Origin of the sequence: Bradyrhizobium sp. dw_411, assembly GCF_018449695.1 — a bacterium.
Taxonomy (GTDB): Bacteria; Pseudomonadota; Alphaproteobacteria; order Rhizobiales; family Xanthobacteraceae; genus Bradyrhizobium.
In genome coordinates this window covers 542,211-559,013 of the sequence record NZ_JAAVUY010000002.1, presented here as the reverse complement: position 1 = coordinate 559,013, position 16,803 = coordinate 542,211, and the positions used below count along the sequence as shown (strand labels likewise).

16 protein-coding genes are annotated in these 16,803 nt (G+C 62.1%); 3 read left to right on the top strand and 13 right to left on the bottom strand.

Features of this window, described 5'->3' with window-relative positions; translation table 11 throughout:
* Window positions 1-3: 3 nt before the first annotated feature.
* Window positions 4-855: an alpha/beta hydrolase gene (locus tag HB676_RS05130; protein WP_213736580.1), complete on the bottom strand. Its 852-nt coding sequence runs from the start codon at window positions 853-855 to the stop codon at window positions 4-6.
* A 101-nt stretch (window positions 856-956) separates the two neighbouring features.
* Between HB676_RS05130 and HB676_RS05125 the strand changes: the two genes are divergently transcribed.
* The 3 genes from HB676_RS05125 to HB676_RS05115 all read left to right on the top strand — a co-directional run bounded on the left by HB676_RS05125 (window position 957) and on the right by HB676_RS05115 (window position 5,264).
* The gene (locus HB676_RS05125; RefSeq protein ID WP_213736579.1) at window positions 957-2,393 is read left to right on the top strand and encodes an amidase family protein; all 1,437 of its coding nucleotides are present in this window, start codon (window positions 957-959) and stop codon (window positions 2,391-2,393) included.
* A gap of 289 nt (window positions 2,394-2,682) precedes the next feature.
* Window positions 2,683-4,008 (top strand): MFS transporter, encoded by a 1,326-nt coding sequence (locus HB676_RS05120; RefSeq protein ID WP_213736578.1) that lies wholly within the window; start codon window positions 2,683-2,685, stop codon window positions 4,006-4,008.
* Between the two features lie 32 nt (window positions 4,009-4,040).
* Window positions 4,041-5,264: an alpha/beta fold hydrolase gene (locus HB676_RS05115; RefSeq protein WP_213736577.1), complete on the top strand. Its 1,224-nt coding sequence runs from the start codon at window positions 4,041-4,043 to the stop codon at window positions 5,262-5,264.
* A gap of 22 nt (window positions 5,265-5,286) precedes the next feature.
* Here the strand turns inward: HB676_RS05115 and HB676_RS05110 are convergent, their stop codons facing one another.
* The 12 genes from HB676_RS05110 to HB676_RS05055 all read right to left on the bottom strand — a co-directional run bounded on the left by HB676_RS05110 (window position 5,287) and on the right by HB676_RS05055 (window position 16,647).
* Complete coding sequence (locus HB676_RS05110) at window positions 5,287-6,345, bottom strand: YeeE/YedE family protein (protein ID WP_213736576.1); 1,059 nt, start codon at window positions 6,343-6,345, stop codon at window positions 5,287-5,289.
* A gap of 145 nt (window positions 6,346-6,490) precedes the next feature.
* Window positions 6,491-7,504 (bottom strand): zinc-binding alcohol dehydrogenase family protein, encoded by a 1,014-nt coding sequence (locus tag HB676_RS05105; RefSeq protein ID WP_213736575.1) that lies wholly within the window; start codon window positions 7,502-7,504, stop codon window positions 6,491-6,493.
* A 40-nt stretch (window positions 7,505-7,544) separates the two neighbouring features.
* Window positions 7,545-8,870 (bottom strand): phenylacetate--CoA ligase PaaK, encoded by a 1,326-nt coding sequence (paaK, locus tag HB676_RS05100; protein ID WP_213736574.1) that lies wholly within the window; start codon window positions 8,868-8,870, stop codon window positions 7,545-7,547.
* A gap of 22 nt (window positions 8,871-8,892) precedes the next feature.
* A complete protein-coding gene (gene paaI, locus HB676_RS05095; protein WP_213736573.1) occupies window positions 8,893-9,348 on the bottom strand; it encodes a hydroxyphenylacetyl-CoA thioesterase PaaI in 456 nt (151 codons plus the stop codon).
* Window positions 9,349-9,448: 100 nt separating this feature from the next.
* Window positions 9,449-10,531: a 1,2-phenylacetyl-CoA epoxidase subunit PaaE gene (gene paaE, locus HB676_RS05090; protein WP_213736618.1), complete on the bottom strand. Its 1,083-nt coding sequence runs from the start codon at window positions 10,529-10,531 to the stop codon at window positions 9,449-9,451.
* Window positions 10,532-10,533: 2 nt separating this feature from the next.
* A complete protein-coding gene (paaD, locus tag HB676_RS05085) occupies window positions 10,534-11,037 on the bottom strand; it encodes a 1,2-phenylacetyl-CoA epoxidase subunit PaaD (protein ID WP_213736572.1) in 504 nt (167 codons plus the stop codon).
* On the bottom strand, window positions 11,031-11,807 hold the full coding sequence (paaC, locus tag HB676_RS05080) for a 1,2-phenylacetyl-CoA epoxidase subunit PaaC (RefSeq protein ID WP_213736571.1): 777 nt from the start codon (window positions 11,805-11,807) through the stop codon (window positions 11,031-11,033). Before paaC ends, paaD begins: the two co-directional genes overlap by 7 nt.
* A gap of 158 nt (window positions 11,808-11,965) precedes the next feature.
* Entirely contained in the window at window positions 11,966-12,253 is a 288-nt protein-coding gene (gene paaB, locus HB676_RS05075; RefSeq protein WP_213736570.1) for a 1,2-phenylacetyl-CoA epoxidase subunit PaaB, read from the bottom strand.
* 34 nt (window positions 12,254-12,287) lie between these two features.
* Window positions 12,288-13,271 carry a 1,2-phenylacetyl-CoA epoxidase subunit PaaA gene (gene paaA, locus HB676_RS05070; protein ID WP_213736569.1) on the bottom strand — a complete coding sequence of 328 codons (984 nt, stop codon included), beginning with the start codon at window positions 13,269-13,271 and terminating at the stop codon, window positions 12,288-12,290.
* 72 nt (window positions 13,272-13,343) lie between these two features.
* On the bottom strand, window positions 13,344-14,210 hold the full coding sequence (paaX, locus tag HB676_RS05065; protein ID WP_213736568.1) for a phenylacetic acid degradation operon negative regulatory protein PaaX: 867 nt from the start codon (window positions 14,208-14,210) through the stop codon (window positions 13,344-13,346).
* 188 nt (window positions 14,211-14,398) lie between these two features.
* A complete protein-coding gene (locus HB676_RS05060) occupies window positions 14,399-15,169 on the bottom strand; it encodes an alpha/beta hydrolase (RefSeq protein WP_213736567.1) in 771 nt (256 codons plus the stop codon).
* A 191-nt stretch (window positions 15,170-15,360) separates the two neighbouring features.
* The gene (locus HB676_RS05055; RefSeq protein ID WP_213736617.1) at window positions 15,361-16,647 is read right to left on the bottom strand and encodes a DUF445 domain-containing protein; all 1,287 of its coding nucleotides are present in this window, start codon (window positions 16,645-16,647) and stop codon (window positions 15,361-15,363) included.
* Window positions 16,648-16,803 lie beyond the last annotated feature (156 nt).

Below are 16,803 nucleotides of genomic sequence, written 5' to 3'. Positions count from 1 at the left end.
TCGTCACCCCGCCTTCCGCTCAAACAAATGCCGGATCAGCGCGGTGATCCTGCCGGTCGGTGACGCCAACTGGTCCATCACGCTGAAATGGTCGGCATCAGGGATCTCTTCGTAACTGACCGGCAGGCCATATTTGGCGCGATGACCGGCGAAGTCGGCGGTCTGTCTGCGCAGCAGCGGCAGTTCACCGCCGCCGACCACCAGCGCCAGTGGCTTCAACGGGCCTGCCGCATGCGCCATCGGCGAATTGCGGCGGGACATCAGTTCGTCGAGCTTCAATTTGACGTTGAGATAGCTGTGACGGATCGGCTCAAGATCGTAGATCCCGCTGATCGCGACGCCGCCCCTAATGTTCGGATTCGACAACGCCATTGCCGTGAGATGACCGCCGGCCGACCATCCGCACACCGCGATACGGCTCGGATCACCGCCGAGCGCCGGCAGTTCCGCGGCCAGAAAATCGATCCCCGCATGGATTTCGGCGACGATCTGATCGAGCGTCGCGTCCGGCGCCAGCGTATAGCCGATCATCGCGACATTGATGCCGAACATCATCGGACCGCCGGCAAACAACGCGAAGTTTTCCTTGGCGCGCATCTGCCAATAGCCGCCATGAATGAACACCAGCGTCGGGGCTTTTTCGGCAGACTTGAAGAAATCGATGCGATTGCGCTCACGCGGGCCATATCGCAGATCCAGGTGCGCGGGATGCCGCGCACGCATGTCGGTTGAACGCCGGTCCCATTCGGCGACGATCTCGCCACTGCCGGCCACGGCTGCGCCATTGTTAAGGCCGTCGTCCCGATCCTTCTGGCTCATTCCGCGCCAGTCAGGCGCATCGAACGGCGTGCTCATTGTTAAACCTCCCCATTCTTGCTGCATTTCACTTTGTCGGAAAATGATTTACAGGGCTACACAATCCGTCATCCCAAAGCGGACCCCGGGGGGAGATGTAAGTGGCATCCGATCAAAAGCTAGTGCATGCGACAGCATGCGCCGTCATCGATAAACTTAATGCCGGCGAGGTCACCCCACTTGATTTGTTGGACGCGCTGGAGCAGCGAATCGCCGAGGTTGACGACAAGGTCAACGCCCTGCCGATCCTGTGTTTCGATCGTGCCCGGGATCGCGCCAAGGCCTTGATGAAAAAGCCGATCGGCAAGCGCGGCCTGCTCGCCGGCATGCCGATCCCGATCAAGGACCTCACCAATGTCGAGGGCGTGCTGACCACGCAGGGCTCGCCGATCTATAAAGACAATGTTCCCGCGCGCTCGGATATCGTGGTTGAACAGCTCGAACATCATGGCGGGCTGATTTACGCCAAATCCAACACGCCGGAATTCGGCGCCGGCGCCAATACGTTCAACGAAGTATTCGGCGCGACATTGAACCCCTGGGACCTGTCGCGCTCCGCCGCCGGTTCTTCGGGCGGCGCTGCCGTGGCGCTGGCCACCGGGATGGCCTGGCTCGCCCACGGAACCGACATGGGCGGTTCGCTGCGCAATCCCGCCAGCTTCTGCGGCATCGTTGGCATGAGGCCGAGCATCGGCCGCGTCGCCCACAGCCCGGCCGCGAAGATCGACCGCAATCTGGGGGTCCACGGCCCGATGGCGCGCAATGTCGAGGATCTGGCGCTGCTGCTGGACGCGATGAGCGGCGAACACCCGGCCGACCCGCTGTCGCTGCCCTTGTTGCCGGCATCGTTCCTGTCAGCCGCGCGCTCTGGCAACAAGCCCAAACGCATTGCCTATTCGCCCGATCTCGGCATCACCCCCGTCGATCCCGAAGTCGCCGCGATCACCCGCAAAGCAGCCGCGCGTTTCGCCGAGGCCGGGGTCATTGTCGAGGAAGCGCATCCCGATTTGCGCGAGGCCCATGAATGTTTCCATGTACTGCGCGCCTTCGATTTTGCGATCAGCAAGGCAGCGCTGTTACGCACCAAGCGCGATCAGTTGAAGCCGGAGGTGATCTGGAACATCGAGGAAGGCCTCAAGCTGACCGTCGAGCAGCTTGAGCGCGCCGAAGCCCAGCGCGTCACGATGAGCACGCGCACGCTGGAATTTTTCAAGACCTATGATTTGCTGCTGGCGCCCGCAACCATCGTCCCGCCGTTTCCGATCCGCGACCGTTATGTCGCCGAATGCGCGGGCACCAAATTCGACAATTATGTCGAGTGGCTCGGCATCGTCTACGCCATCACGCTGGTCTGTTGCCCGGCGATGTCGTTGCCATGCGGGTTCACCGCGTCGGGCCTGCCGGTCGGATTGCAGGTGGTCGCGCCGCCCCGTGGCGAGGCGCAGCTCCTCGCCGGCGCCAACGTACTGGAAGATATTCTGGGCCTGCGCGGCACGACGCCGATCGATCCCCGAATCGAGCCGATTCCACACAAGTAGCCAGACACCGCATTGACAGCGAAAAGCGCGGTTCGGCGCTGGCGCATCATGCCTGCCCCGCTATAATTGCCCCCGGGGAACAATGCGCGGCACCAAGCAGCAGCAGACGGGGGAACGCTCAAATGTCCGCAGCGCTAAAAATACACGTCGATCGGGATCGATGCCAGGGACACGCCCTCTGCAAGGCGCGATGAGCGCCTTATCCCTTCGATCCATTTACACCAGACTAATTTGCAAAAATAACTAGACGATCCGAGCCGAACCAAACACAAAACCCGAGGAAACAACCGTGACAGATCATGCTTTAAACCCGGCCGCTGACGACCGCCTCGACATCCACGACGCGGAGCGCCGGATCAAGGCGATCTTCATCGGCTCGATCGGTAACCTCGTCGAATGGTATGATTTCTACGCCTACACCGCGTTTGCGCTGTACTTCGCGCCGGCCTTCTTTCCGAACAGCGATCCGGTGGTGCAACAGCTCAATGCCGCCGTGCTGTTCGCCGCGACCTTCCTGATGCGGCCGCTCGGTGGCTGGCTGTTCGGCTATATCGCCGATCGCTACGGCCGGCGGCTTTCACTGACACTGTCCGTGGTCTGCATGTGCTTCGGCTCGCTGATCATTGCGGTCACGCCGACCTATGCCTCGATCGGCATCGCCGCACCGGCGATCCTCGCGCTCGCGCGCGTCATCGAGGGCCTGAGCCTCGGCGGCGAATACGGCGCCAGCGCGACTTACTTGAGCGAAGTCGCCGACGCCAAGCACCGCGGCTTCTACTCCAGCTTTCAATACGTCACCCTGATCGGTGGCCAGCTCACTGCGATCATTGTTTTGCTGTTGCTGCAAAAGGTGTTTCTGACCCAGCAGGAATTGCAGGCTTGGGGCTGGCGGATCCCGTTCGTGATCGGCGCCGTGCTGGCAATCTTTGCCGCGGTGATGCGGCGCAACCTGCACGAGACCGAGGCGTTCGTGGAGGCCAAGAAAATTGCCAAGCCGACCGGCTCGATCGCCGGCCTGCTCAGATATCCCCGCGAGCTGTTGCTGGTGGTCGGCCTCACAGCCGGCGGCACCGCCGCGTTCTACACTTTCACGACCTATATGCAGACCTTCGTCAAATTGTCGGTCGGCCTCACCGCCGACGAAACCACCTTCGTCATCTTCGGCTCTCTGGTATTCGCCACATTGCTGCAGCCGATTTACGGCGCGCTATCTGACCGGATCGGCCGCAAACCGCTGCTGATCTTCTTCGGCGTCGTCGGCACCCTGGCGACGATCCCGATCCTGAGCGCTTTGAAGGAGACCAAATCGCCGTTCGTGGCGTTCCTCTTGATCTGCGCGGCATGGATATTCGTCGCCGGTTACACCTCGATTAACGCAATCGTGAAGGCCGAATTGTTTCCGACCAATATCCGTGCGCTTGGCGTCGGCCTACCTTACGCCATCACGGTGTCGATCTTTGGTGGCACCGCGCCTGCGGTCGCGCTCTATTTCAAGAGTCTCGGCCACGAAGACTGGTTCTACTACTACCTCAGCGGCATGATCTTTCTGTCGCTGCTGATCTACGCGACCATGCGCGACACCAAGCATGAATCGGCGATGCACCGCCACGAATAGGCTTAACGCGAATAGCCCAAGGGAGACCTTCCGTGCTGACTGAACGTTTTCAATTCACCGGCTCGGAAGGCCATCAACTGGCCGCCGCGCTCGATCTGCCCGAGCGCGAGCCGATTGCCTATGCGCTGCTGGCGCACTGCTTCACCTGCGGCAAGGATGTGCTCGCCGCACGGCGTATCGCGGTAACGCTGGCGGCCAAGGGCATCGCGGTACTGCGGTTCGACTTCACGGGCCTCGGCTCCAGCGAAGGCGATTTCGCCAACTCGACATTTTCCTCGAACGTCGCCGACCTGGTGCGGGCCGCCGACCATCTGCGCGAAACCCGCCAAGCGCCCGCGATCCTGATCGGCCACAGCCTCGGCGGTGCGGCCATTCTGGCCGCCGCCAGTCAAATCCCGGACGCCAAGGCCGTCGTCACCATCGCCGCCCCCTCCGATCCCGCACATGTCACGGGACTTTTCGCCGATCGCATCGAGGATATCCGCAAGAAAGGCGAAAGCGAAGTTTCGCTCGCAGGCCGTCCTTTCCGCATCAAGCGCGAGTTTCTCGACGATATCGCCGAGCACGGCCTGATGGAACATGTTGCCAGGCTGCACAAGGCGTTGCTGGTGATGCACGCGCCGACCGACGACACGGTCGGGATCGACAACGCGACCCGCATTTTCGTTACCGCCAAGCATCCCAAGAGCTTCGTGTCGCTGGCGGGCGCGGATCACCTTTTGACCAACAAAAACGATGCCGCCTATGTCGCCGACGTCATCGCCGCATGGGCCACGCGCTATCTCGCGCCGGCCGCGCCGGAACAGGACGCCGTTACGGACGAAGGGCCACGCCAAGTCGTGGTTCGCGAAACCCGCAACAGCAAGCTCCAGCAGATTATCTCCACCGGACCGCATCGCCTGCTCGCGGACGAACCGGTTTCCGTCGGCGGCGAGGACACCGGACCCGGGCCGTATGATTTTCTGCTGGCCAGCCTCGGCGCCTGCACGTCGATGACGATGCGCATGTATGCCGACCGCAAATCGCTGCCGCTGGAGCGCATCACGGTGACGCTGAAGCATCAAAAAATCCATGCCGAAGACTGCGCCGAGTGCGAAACCAAGATTGGCATGCTCGACCAGATCGACCGCGTCATCGCGATGGAAGGCGCGCTCGACGCCGAGCAGCGCCAGAAACTGATGGAGATCGCCGACAAGTGCCCGGTGCATCGCACCCTCACCTCGGAGATCCGCATCGTGACCAAGGCGGCCGATTGACGAACATCCAGGCGGGCGCGCCTTACGCGCTCGCCAACGGCTGCACCCGCAACACGCCGCGCAGACCTGCGGCCGATCCCAGCAATATCCCGGCCACCGCGACGAAAGACGCCAGCGCCAGCGTTGATATGCCCGTCAGCCCCTGCCCGACCGAGCAGCCATAGGCCATCGCGCCGCCCGCTCCCATCAGCGCCGCGCCACCCATCGAACGCAGCATATGGCGCGGCGACGTGTAGCCCTCCCAATGAAAGCGGCGCGTGACCAGCGCGGTCACCAGGCTTCCCAGGAAGACGCCAGCCACCAGCGTGATACCGAAATTCAGGGTCAGCCCGGTCGACAGCATCGCGTATTGCAGCGCGTCGGCGACCGGCGCGATGAAGGTGAGCGAGGTGACCGGGGCTGGATTGAAATCATCGGCACCGAGATAGCCGGTCGCGAACCATCCGGCAGCGACCAGCAGGCCAACAATGATTCCGGCCGCAATCTGTCCCCAGGCGCGCTGGAACGGCGTGTGTGTGAACGCAAAAATAATCAGCGCACCGGACAGCACCGCGGCCACCAGCGTGCGCGCAAAGACCTCGCTGACGCCAAAGGCCGACACCAGCGCCGGCAGCGAAATGATCGCCGGTGTGGTCTGCGATGCCTGCAGCAGCACCACCCGCGCCGGCGCGATCAGTCCCTTGAGGGTCATCTGTGCAGCAATGCCGAGCACGATCACCACCACCAGCGAGCGCAGATTGCCTCGGCCGAGCAGCACCAGCGCGCGCGAGCCGCAGCCATTCGACAGCACCATGCCATAACCGAACAACAACCCGCCGAAGAACATCAGCGGCGCCGAGAACGACTTTTGCAGATAGATCGACTTGGCGAGATCGACCATGCCACTGCCGGCCAGCAACTGCGTGGCGACGATCGCCACGCCCAGCGCCAGCGCATAACTTCGGACCAGTCGGCCATCGCCCTGCGCCCACCAGCCGCGCAGACTGCTCATCAGGCAAAACCCGCTCAATAGCCCCACCGCGCCGTAGACGAGGCCAATCAGGAGACCGGCATAGACGACGATGTGGGCGCCTGAATCCATGGAATCCTTTCTTTAGAGACTGGCCGGATTTAACCAATGCGACCAGTCTCACCTCCCGTCATTGCGAGCGAAGCGAAGCAATCCATATCCGTAAAAAAGATGGATTGCTTCGTCGCTTCGCTCCCCGCAATGACGAACTAAATATTTACGGCCGCAGAATTACGCGATCGCGCGATGAACCGGCGACGGCGACAAACGCGGTTTTGGCGTCTTCCAACGGATAGATCGCGTTCGGCCTGATCGGAAACGTCTTGAGATGGCCGCTGGCAAAGCCGGGCCCGAGCTCGCGCAGCACCGCACCGGTCGCGATCGACGACAGGCCGAGCGAGTCGATGCCGACATAGGTATGCTGGCCGCGATAGAATTCCAGAATATTGAACTGCACGATCCGGTCGATCGCCGAGATCAGGATCTGGCGACCCCGCAAGGCCAGCGCCTTGTGCGCCGCCTGGAAATAGGGATCGCCGACCGTGTTGAACACGATGTCGGCGCCCTTGCCGTCGGTGAGTTCGCGCACGCGCGGCGCCAGATCAGTCGCCGATGCATCGACCACCTCCACGCTGGAATTGGTATGCCCCTCGTAAGGCTCATCCCGGCGCACCACACCGATCACGCGCGCGCCGTGCCAGGTCGCGATTTGCGTCGCGGCCTGTCCGACCTTGCCGTTGACCCCTAGCACCAGCACGGTCTCGCCTTTTTTCGGCATCCCGGCGCGGCGAAAACCTTCCATCGCCGTGACAAAGGGAACGCCGATGCCGGCGGCCTCTTCCCAGGAAAGATTTTTGGGCTTCTCCACCACCGCCTCGGCTTCGACCGCCAAATGCGTGGCATGGGTGCCGTCGCGCCGGATCCCCAGATCGCCCGACGAGCCGAACACTTCGCGGCCGATCGTGCCAGCCGGACCGTCGATCACGATCCCGGCGTAGTCGCGGCCGGAGGTGCGCGGAAACACCGCGTAGGGCATCAGGCCGGTTGCGGCCTTGATGTCGGAGGGATTCACCGCCGCTGCCTTGACCTCGATCAGCACCTCGTTCGCGGCCCGCGACAGTGCGCGGCGCTCGATCACGGGAGCTATTGATGCCGCATCGGCGGCCTTGGCGAGCAGGCGCACGCTTCTGGTCTCGGCAGTGACGGATTGGGTATTTTGGGCAGACGGCATTACGGGGATTTCCAATTTCTCGTGTCGCGAGAAACAGGAGTTACCCTTTTGGCCGCTTGTCGTAAACACGCTTGGCCTTGCCCAAGGACCGTTCCAGCGTGTCCGGCGCGACAATCCCGACCCGGGCCGATATCCCGATGGTATTCTTGATAAAGGCCGAAACCTTCTCGGCGTGCACCAAAAGCCCGCTACCGTCCCAATGCTCGGGACGGGATTCGGCCAGCACCGCCATCTGGTCCATCCGCCCCTCGCGCGTCAGTTCGATGACGAAATGACCGCCGCACCACTCGGTCGCGAGTAAAGCCTCCTCGATCTGGGTCGGGAACACGTTGACACCGCGCAGGATGATCATGTCGTCGGAGCGTCCGGTGACCTTCTCCATCCGTCGCATCCCCGGCCGTGCGGTTCCGGGCAATAACCGCGTCAGGTCGCGGGTGCGGTAACGGACGATCGGGAAAGCTTCCTTGGTCAGCGAGGTGAAAACCAGCTCGCCCTTTTCGCCGTCTGGCAGCACTTGGCCAGTCTCGGGATCAATCACCTCGGGATAGAAATGATCCTCCCAGATGTGCAGGCCATCCTTGGTCTCGACGCATTCCTGCGCGACGCCCGGCCCGATCACCTCCGACAGACCGTAGATATCGGTCGCGTCCATGTCGAACGCCTGCTCGATCTCGGCGCGCATCGCGTTGGTCCAGGGCTCGGCGCCGAAGATGCCGAGTTTCAGCGACGATTGGCGTGGGTCAATGTTCTGGCGCTTGAACTCGTCGAGGATCGCCAGCATGTAGCTCGGCGTCACCGTGATGATGTCGGGCTTGAAATCGTTGATGAGCTGCACCTGCCGCTCGGTCATGCCGCCGGACACCGGCACCACCGTGCAGCCAAGCCGCTCGGCGCCGTAATGCGCACCGAGGCCACCGGTGAACAGGCCGTAGCCATAGGCATTATGCATGATCATGCCGGTGCGGCCACCGGCGGCGCGGATCGAGCGCGCCATCACCTCGGACCACATGTCGATATCGCCCTGGGTATAGCCGACCACGATCGGCCTGCCGGTAGTCCCCGAAGACGCGTGGACGCGCACCAGCTTTTCGCGGGGGACCGCGAACATGTTGAAGGGATAATTGTCGCGCAGGTCGGTTTTGACGGTGAACGGGAATTTGGCCAAATCAGAGAGCCGCCTGAAATCCGACGGATGCACGCCGGCCCTGTCGAACGCCTGGTTGTAATGCCTGACATTGGCGTAGGCATGCGCCAGAGACCACGCCATGCGCTTTGTTTGCAGCGCGATAATCTCGTCGCGCGAGGCGCGCTCGGCATCATCCATCTCGGCGCGGTAGCCGCTTTGTCCAATCCTTGTCGAAGACATCGCGCGTTTCCCTGATCGATTATTATGGTTTGGTGCCGCTTTCCGGCAGCCATGTGCCTGATATCACGCGGGAATGGCCGCGAAACTCAGCAATGACGGTGCCATTCTCTGTCGTGACACTCACATCGTAGATCCCTGATCGACCACTGCGCGAGACTTCACGCGCGGTCGCGACCAGCCGATCGCCGAGCTTGCCCGGCCTGATAAAAGTGATGTCGCCCTGCGCGGCGACAACGCGTTCGTTATGGGAGTTGCAGGCAAAGGCGAAGGCCGAATCTGCCAGCGTAAAGATGAAGCCGCCATGGGCGATGCGCTGGCCATTGACCATATGCGGCTTGATCGTCATCGCCAGCGTGGCATGGCCGGACGTGACCTCGACCAGTTCCATGCCGAGCCCCCGGCTGGCATCGTCCTCTTGCCACATCGCTTGCGCGCAAGCGCGCGCGATATCGTCAGGCGTCGGCGTGGCCTTGTTCACGGCGGTCTCCCTGTTGTCGTCGGGCTTGTTGAAACAAGCCTCTTTAAGGTGCGCCAGTGTTGAGGCGGCGCGTTGACAGTGTCAACGAAACAATACTCCGCTAAACATGATCGTAATCCACCACGACCCGCTCCGAAGCCGGCCGCGCCTGGCAGGTCAGGATAAATCCCGCCTTGAGCTCCCACGGCTCCAGCGAATAATTCAATTCCATCGGCGCGTCGCCCTCGACCAGCTTGGCGCGGCAGGTCGAGCACATGCCGCCCTTGCAGGCGAACGGCAAATCCATGCCCGCGCGCAGGGCCGCATCGAGAATGGCCTCACCCTCGGCAACCGGCACGTCGCGGCGTTTGCCGTCGACAATCAACGACGCGATCGCCTTCGGCGGCGCATTCTCCGGGATCACAGCTTTCGGGCGCGGCTTGCCGCCGAGGCCCGAGACAAAACGCTCAACGTGAATGGAGTCGGCAGGCATCCCGATATCGCGACAAGTGGCTTCGATATCCTCGCTCATGCCGGTGGGACCGCAGATAAAGACATGATCGACGCTCGCGGCCGGAACCAGCGAGCGCAGCAGCACCCGCACCTTGTCGCCGTCGAGCCGGCCATGCAGGATCGGGATGTCCTGCTCTTCGCCGGAGATCACATGGAAAACCGAGAACCGCTGCATGAAGCGGTCCTTGAGTTCTTCCAGCGCCTCGCGAAACAGCATGCCGCCGGTCGAACGGTTGCCGTAGAACAGAAAGAAGCGGCTGTGCGGCTCGCGCGCCAGCACGCCCTTCACGATCGACAGGATCGGCGTGATGCCGGAGCCGGCGGCAAAGCCGACATAGACCCGCGCTTCATCGGGTGCGTGCACGATCCCGAAACGTCCCGTCGGCGTCATGACGTCGAGTTCGTCGCCGGCTTTCAACTCGTCGGCGGCCCAACTCGAAAACGCGCCGCCATCGACCTTCTTCACGGCGATGCGCAGTTCGCCGTCATCGGGACCGGAGCAGATCGAATAGGACCGGCGGACTTCTTCGCCGTCCATCGTGGTGCGCAGCGTCAGATATTGCCCGGGCGCGAAGCGATAGTCGTCCACGAGTTCGCCCGGAATCGCGAAGGTCAGCGACACCGCATCGGCGGATTCGCGGCGCAAATCGTTGACGGCCAGACGGTGAAAACGCGGAATTGAAGCCGACATGGTCAATGACATCTGAAATAATCAAAGGGTTCGCGGCAGCTCTTGCAGCGCCACAGCGCCTTGCAGGAGGTCGAGCCGAATTCGGCAAGCACTTCGGTATTGACCGAGCCGCATTGCGGGCACGCGACTTCCTGCACGCCGAACAGCGCGCGGCGGGAACTGCCCGCCGCCGGCGGCGCAATGCCGTAGTCCCGGAGTTTGCGGCGCCCCTCCTCGCTCATCCAGTCGGTGGTCCAGGCCGGCGACAGCACGGTGCGAACCTTTGCGCCCCGAAAGCCCTCACGCTCCAGCGCCAGCTCGATCTCGAGCTGGATCATGTTCATCGCGGGACAACCGGAATAGGTCGGCGTGATCGCGACCTCGACGCGGCCGTCGGTCACCGCGACATCGCGCAGCACGCCGAGATCGGCGATGGTGAGCACGGGAATTTCGGGATCGACCACGCCGGCCGCGATATCCCAGGCCTGTTGCCGTAACGCGGTATCGTCCAGCAAGGCGGTCACCATGTCGCCCCCGGAAATGTCCGCGGCATCGATTGCAGCTCGCTCAGGAGATGGCCGAGATGCTCGCTGTGCCGGCCGCTGCGCCCGCCCTGCTGCATCCAGTCATTTTTGGGCAGGCTCAAAGTCGCCTCGCCCACGACATCAGTAACGGTCTTCAGCCAGTGCGAGCGTAACGTCGCGGGGTCGACCGCGACGCCGGCCTCGATCAAGGCCCACTCGCTGTCGTCGGCTTCGAACATTTCGCCAGTATAGGCCCAGAGATCGTCGATCGCGCTCTGCGCGCGGCGATGACTTTCCGCTGTGCCGTCGCCGAGCCGAACGATCCATTCCGAGGAATGTCTGATGTGATAAGCGCTTTCCTTCTCGGATTTCGCCGCAATCGCCGCCAGTATCGCGTCATCAGACTTCATCATCGCGCGCCAATAGAGATCGGCAAAACCTGAGTAGAAGAATTGCCGCACCATGGTGTGCGCGAAATCGCCGTTCGGCTGTTCCAGCAGCAGTAGATTGCGGTACTGCCGGACGTCGCGCAGATACGCGAACTTGTCCTCGTCGTTGCCTTTGCCTTCGACCTCGGCGGCATATGAATACAATTCGCGCGCCTGCCCGAGCAGATCGAGCCCCATATTGGCGAGCGCCATGTCCTCTTCCAGCATCGGCGCATGGCCGCACCATTCCGACAGCCGGTGCCCCAGGATCAAAGCATCGTCAGCCCGGCGCAGCGCGTAGAGCACCAGCGGCGTTTCAGAGACCTGGATCGAGGCGATGGACATTTCGATGAACCTAATGCGCTAACAGTGTTTCGTCATTGCGAGGAGCGAAGCGACGAAGCAATCCATTCTTTCTTTTTTTCTTGAGCGATGGATTGCTTCGCTGCGCTCGCAATGACGTTTCGAAAATTTGGAACACCCTCACCATGAGGGATCAACAATCACATATGCCCTACTTCATCCGGCACATCATAAAACGTCGGATGGCGATAGATCTTGGATTCCGCGGGTTCGAACATCATGCCCTTCTCTGACGGATCGGAAGCGGTGATCGCGTTCGAGGGCACCACCCAGATCGACAACCCCTCGCCGCGCCGGGTGTAGATATCGCGCGCAGCCTGCAGCGCCAGCGTCGTATCGGCGGCGTGCAACGAGCCGACGTGTTTATGCGCGAGGCCGTTTCGGCTACGGATAAAGACCTCCCACAATTGCGTATTCGGCGTGGCCATTCTGGGCTCCCTATATTTTTATAAATTTTGCGGCTTATGCCGCGGCCTTGCGGCTCTTGCGTTTCTCAGCATAGGCCTGCGCGGCCTCGCGCACCCAGGAGCCTTCATCATGCGCCTTGCGCCGCGCCGCGAGACGATCGCGGTTGCATGGGCCGTTGCCGGCCAGCACCGCATTGAACTCGCTCCAGTCGATCGCGCTGTACTCCCAATTCCCGGATTCGTTCTGCTTCATGCCGGGATCGGGAATCGTAAGACCCAGATAATACGCCTGTGGCACCGTGGCATCGACGAATTTCTGCCGCAGCTCATCGTTGGAGAAGCGCTTGATCTTCCATTTGGTCGAGGTGTCGCTGTGCTGGCTCACCTTGTCGGGCGGCCCGAACATCATCAGCACCGGCCACCACCAGCGATCGAGCGCGCTTTGCGCCATCGCCTTCTGCTCCTCGGATCCACGCGCCAGCGTCAGCATGATCTCAAAACCCTGCCGCTGGTGAAAGGATTCCTCCTTGCAGACGCGGATCATCGCGCGGGCATAGGGGCCATAGGAACACCGGCACAGTGGAATCTGGTTCATGATCGCCGCGCCATCGACCAGCCAGCCGATCACACCGATGTCGGCCCAGGTCAGCGTCGGGTAATTGAAGATCGAGGAATATTTGGCTTTGCCTGACAGCATCAGGTCGACCAGCTCTTCACGCGAGGTGCCGAGCGTCTCGGCGGCGGCGTACAGATAAAGCCCGTGACCGCATTCGTCCTGCACTTTGGCGAGCAAGGCCGCCTTGCGGCGCAGTGACGGCGCGCGGGTGATCCAGTTGCCCTCCGGCAGCATGCCGACAATTTCGGAATGCGCGTGTTGCGAAATCTGCCGGGTCAGTGTCTTGCGATAGGCCGCCGGCATCCAGTCATTCGGCTCGATGCGATCGTCGGCGTCGATGCGCGCCTGAAACTGCGCCGAGCGATCGGCGTCCTCGATATAGCGGTCTTCGGCATCCGACGCGTTGAGCGCTTGGGTGTACACGGCCGACCTCCCTAGAACGAGATCAAAATATAACATAAAAAGAGAAATACAAGTTATTTTTGTAACATAATGTCAGTCGCCGAACCGGCGCACGAGTTCCACACCGGCGGCCGGCAGCGGGCCTTTTTCGTTGCTGGCATTGCGGTCAAGCCATTGTTCGGATGCCGGAAGCAGCCCGCGATAGATTTCGCCGCAAAGCTGGCGGGCGGCCCTGCCGGGCCAATCCGCCGGCAGTAATGGGGGCGGCAGCAAGGGATCGCGCAGCACCACGCGCCGGTAGTGGTGGATCAGCAGGATTCGCGCGGTGAAGGCCTCGGTATCCGCGAGGGTTTCGCCACGGCCGATCCAGCCCCTCAACGGCTCAAAGGTTTTCATGAATTTCAGATAGGCATCGGCGGTGCGATCGAGCGGCCAGCTTTCGCTGAGCAAACGCCGCCCGCTGTCGTCCTCGGCGGAAACTTCCAGCCGGATCGCGGATGAAGCCTCTTCCGGAATCGGAGCGCCAGAAGGCGCGACCCACACACCGGGCAACGGCGTACCGAAGCCGGCATTTTTCAGCGGCTCGCGCGCGGCGTCGCGATCCTCGGCTTTGCCGATCAGCAGCAGTTCAAAGCGGCCGGTCCAGTCGGACGGTTGCGGATCGTAGATGTGTCGTGTCGCGGCATCGAAGGTTTGCCGTCCCTTCTTGACCAGCCGGTAGAAACTGTTGCGGCCGACTTTGTGGCGCTCGAGCCAGCCATCGGCGGCGAGCCGCGACATCGCGGTGCGCACCACGCCGCTGTCGATGTCGATGGTCGCGAAAAACTCCAGGAGCGTGCCGAGCCAGACCGAACCGCCGCGCGGCACGATGGCGTCGCCGAACACGGTGATGACAATGGAGCCGGTGCGCGAGGGTTCGCGCTTGAGCTGATCAATAATGCCGGCAAGCGGATGCGCCATGCGTAACGCATAGCGCGATTTGCGGAGTGGCGACAACGTTCGTCTGTCGGGGCCTCATGGTTCGAGACGCGCGAAGTCGCGCTCCTCACCATGAGGGTTCTCGAACCTTCTTCTGAGGGGCATCCTCCAGGACCTCATCCTGAGGAGGCCGCGAAGCGGCCGTCTCGAAGGATGAAGCAGCGCCAACTTTATCTAGTCGGATCCGGATACACGAGGCTGCGCCAACCGCTGCGATCGAACGGGGCCCATTCGCCTTCGGGCTGAGCCAGACGTTCCGCCACCGCATAGACCACCGCGGGGTGATGGCCCATGCCGCAATGGCTGCTCTCGACTTCGATATTTTCTGACAGCGCCGACGGCTTTTCCATGCAGCCCTGCCACGCGCAGATGCCGTCGGTACGGCTGAAGATCGCGGTGGTCGGTACCGGCGGGGTTTCGGACAGCGATCCACCGAACCGGGCATCCTCTTCATCGGCGCGTCGGCCGCTCGCCAATTCATAGACGCGCCAGGCATTGGTCGCTTTGGGATCACCGGCAAACGGACTGCCGAGCGTGATCACCGAGCGCACGCGTTCGGGCATCATCTTGGCGAGCTGTCGCGCATAGAGACCGCCGAGGCTCCAGCCGACCAGACTGATCTTGCGGCCATGCGCATCGCTGAGTTCGCGCACCAGATCGACCATCGCATGCTGCACGCCGTCGCGCAGGCCGAGATTGCGGCCCTGACGCCAGCCGCTGACGGCATAGTCACGGCTCTTCAGGAAGCTGCGCAGCGGGCGCGTCGAGGTGTCCGAAGCGACAAGCCCGGGCAGCACCAGCACGGGATGACCGTCGCCCTTCGGCGCAAGGCTGAGCAGCGGCAATGCGCCGAGAAAAGCACCGAGTTCATGAAACGCCCGTCCTTCCAGCAACATCAGGGTTCTGGACGGCGGGCGCAGCGTCTGGGCTGTAGCGGACATCGTGTTTCCTCTTCAAAGCCGGCCTCTGACGGGCGGCCCAATGGATCAATAGTACGACGCAAAAGCCGGATAATCGTTCCGCAACGCAACAATTCTGGATCAAGTTAAGACGCTGATTCCAGCATTCAAGCTGGTGACATCAGACGGGACAATAGGTCCCCACATTTAAAACATGCGCAGTGATCTAAAAGTCACAGCCATCGCAGCAAATATTCTCCCGTATAGAGCGCCAATCCGGCAAGCCCGCCGATCAGCGAACCGTTGAAACGGATGTATTGCAGATCCCTGCCGATGTTGATTTCAATCAGCGAAATCAACTGCCCCATGTCCCAGGATTTGACCTGATCGGCGATGAATCCTGACACGCCGCTTTTCTGGTCCGCGATGAAACTGCCGAGCACCGCGACGAGGCCCTTGTTAATTTCCGAACGCAATTCGGCATCGCCCGCGAGCGCCTCGCCGGCCTCCACGAACATGCGCGCCAGATAATGCTGCAGCACCTGCGTTTCGCCGCTGGCGCTGCGTTCGATAAAGCTGCGCGTATTCGACCAGATATTGCGCGCGAGATCGCCGAGTTCAGGACGCGCCAAGAGGTCGCGCTTCAGGCTGTCGATGCGATCGACATAGGCCGGATCGCTGCCGAGCCGGTCCACGAACGACAGCACCATGCGATCGAATTCGCCGCGGAACGGATGCGCCGGATCATTGCGGACTTCTTCAAAGAACGAAGTCGCGGACGCCACGATCTTGTTCACCAGGAATTTGTCGGCGCGATAGAGTTTTAAAAGCGTCGGCAACTCACCGCGGATTTTCTCGCGGATCATCGCCATGGTTTCGGGCTGGGTCAGCGATTGATGCACCCCGCGCAGGATGTCGTCGAGCAAGCCCTGATGCCGGCCCTCGGCCACGAACGCGCGCAGCGTGCCGGCCGCAAGCGGCGCCAGATCAATCGACTGCAATTGCGTGGCGATGCGCCGGGTGATGAAGGTCATCAAGCCCGAATTTTCAGTGGCCGATACCGCCTCGGGCAACAGACGCAGCGTGAAGCGGGCGAGATCGGCGCTTCGCTTGCGGTCGCGCAACCAGTCGGCAATGAAGGAGCCGAAATCGATCTGGCGCAGCCTTGCATCGACGGGGACGGCTTCGAGAAAATGCACCTCGATGAATTCACCGAGCTTGTCGGCGATGCGGTGCTGATTGCTCTGGATGATGGCCGTGTGCGGGATCGGCAATCCCAAAGGCCTACGAAACAGCGCCACGACCGCATACCAGTCAGCCAAGCCGCCAATCGTCGCGGCTTCCGCGAACGCCGCGACAAAGCCAAATGCCGGATGCGCCGGCAGCAACAATTTCGCTATCACGAACAGCGCCAGCGTGCCGGCCAGCACCAGCATAGCCAGCAGCTTGACGCGCCGCAGCTCGGCTGCACGCGCAGCATCGGCTGATGTGGCGAACGAAAATGTGCCTGACGTGGTCATGGCGGCTTTCGGGGAGTGGGGATCAATCATGGCGCGGCATCCCTTCCGCCGTCATTCCGGGGCGTGCGAAGCACGAACCCGGAATCTCGAGATTCCGGATCGCCGCTTCGCGTCGTCCGGAATGACGGTGGAAAGACTCTATATGCGGCACGCGCC

What these genes read in the sequence shown, in the direction of transcription:
- paaC (WP_213736571.1), bottom strand. Translation starts at nt 11,807, where the DNA reads ATGTCCATCGCCTCGATCCAGGTCTCTGAAACGCCGCTGGTGCTCTAC.
- paaK (WP_213736574.1), bottom strand. Translation starts at nt 8,870, where the DNA reads ATGTCTTCGACAAGGATTGGACAAAGCGGCTACCGCGCCGAGATGGAT.
- paaB (WP_213736570.1), bottom strand. Translation starts at nt 12,253, where the DNA reads ATGGCCACGCCGAATACGCAATTGTGGGAGGTCTTTATCCGTAGCCGA.
- paaX (WP_213736568.1), bottom strand. Translation starts at nt 14,210, where the DNA reads ATGGCGCATCCGCTTGCCGGCATTATTGATCAGCTCAAGCGCGAACCC.
- paaD (WP_213736572.1), bottom strand. Translation starts at nt 11,037, where the DNA reads ATGGTGACCGCCTTGCTGGACGATACCGCGTTACGGCAACAGGCCTGG.
- HB676_RS05110 (WP_213736576.1), bottom strand. Translation starts at nt 6,345, where the DNA reads ATGGATTCAGGCGCCCACATCGTCGTCTATGCCGGTCTCCTGATTGGC.
- paaE (WP_213736618.1), bottom strand. Translation starts at nt 10,531, where the DNA reads ATGTCGGCTTCAATTCCGCGTTTTCACCGTCTGGCCGTCAACGATTTG.
- HB676_RS05055 (WP_213736617.1), bottom strand. Translation starts at nt 16,647, where the DNA reads ATGACCACGTCAGGCACATTTTCGTTCGCCACATCAGCCGATGCTGCG.
- HB676_RS05105 (WP_213736575.1), bottom strand. Translation starts at nt 7,504, where the DNA reads ATGCCGTCTGCCCAAAATACCCAATCCGTCACTGCCGAGACCAGAAGC.
- HB676_RS05060 (WP_213736567.1), bottom strand. Translation starts at nt 15,169, where the DNA reads ATGTCCGCTACAGCCCAGACGCTGCGCCCGCCGTCCAGAACCCTGATG.
- HB676_RS05130 (WP_213736580.1), bottom strand. Translation starts at nt 855, where the DNA reads ATGAGCACGCCGTTCGATGCGCCTGACTGGCGCGGAATGAGCCAGAAG.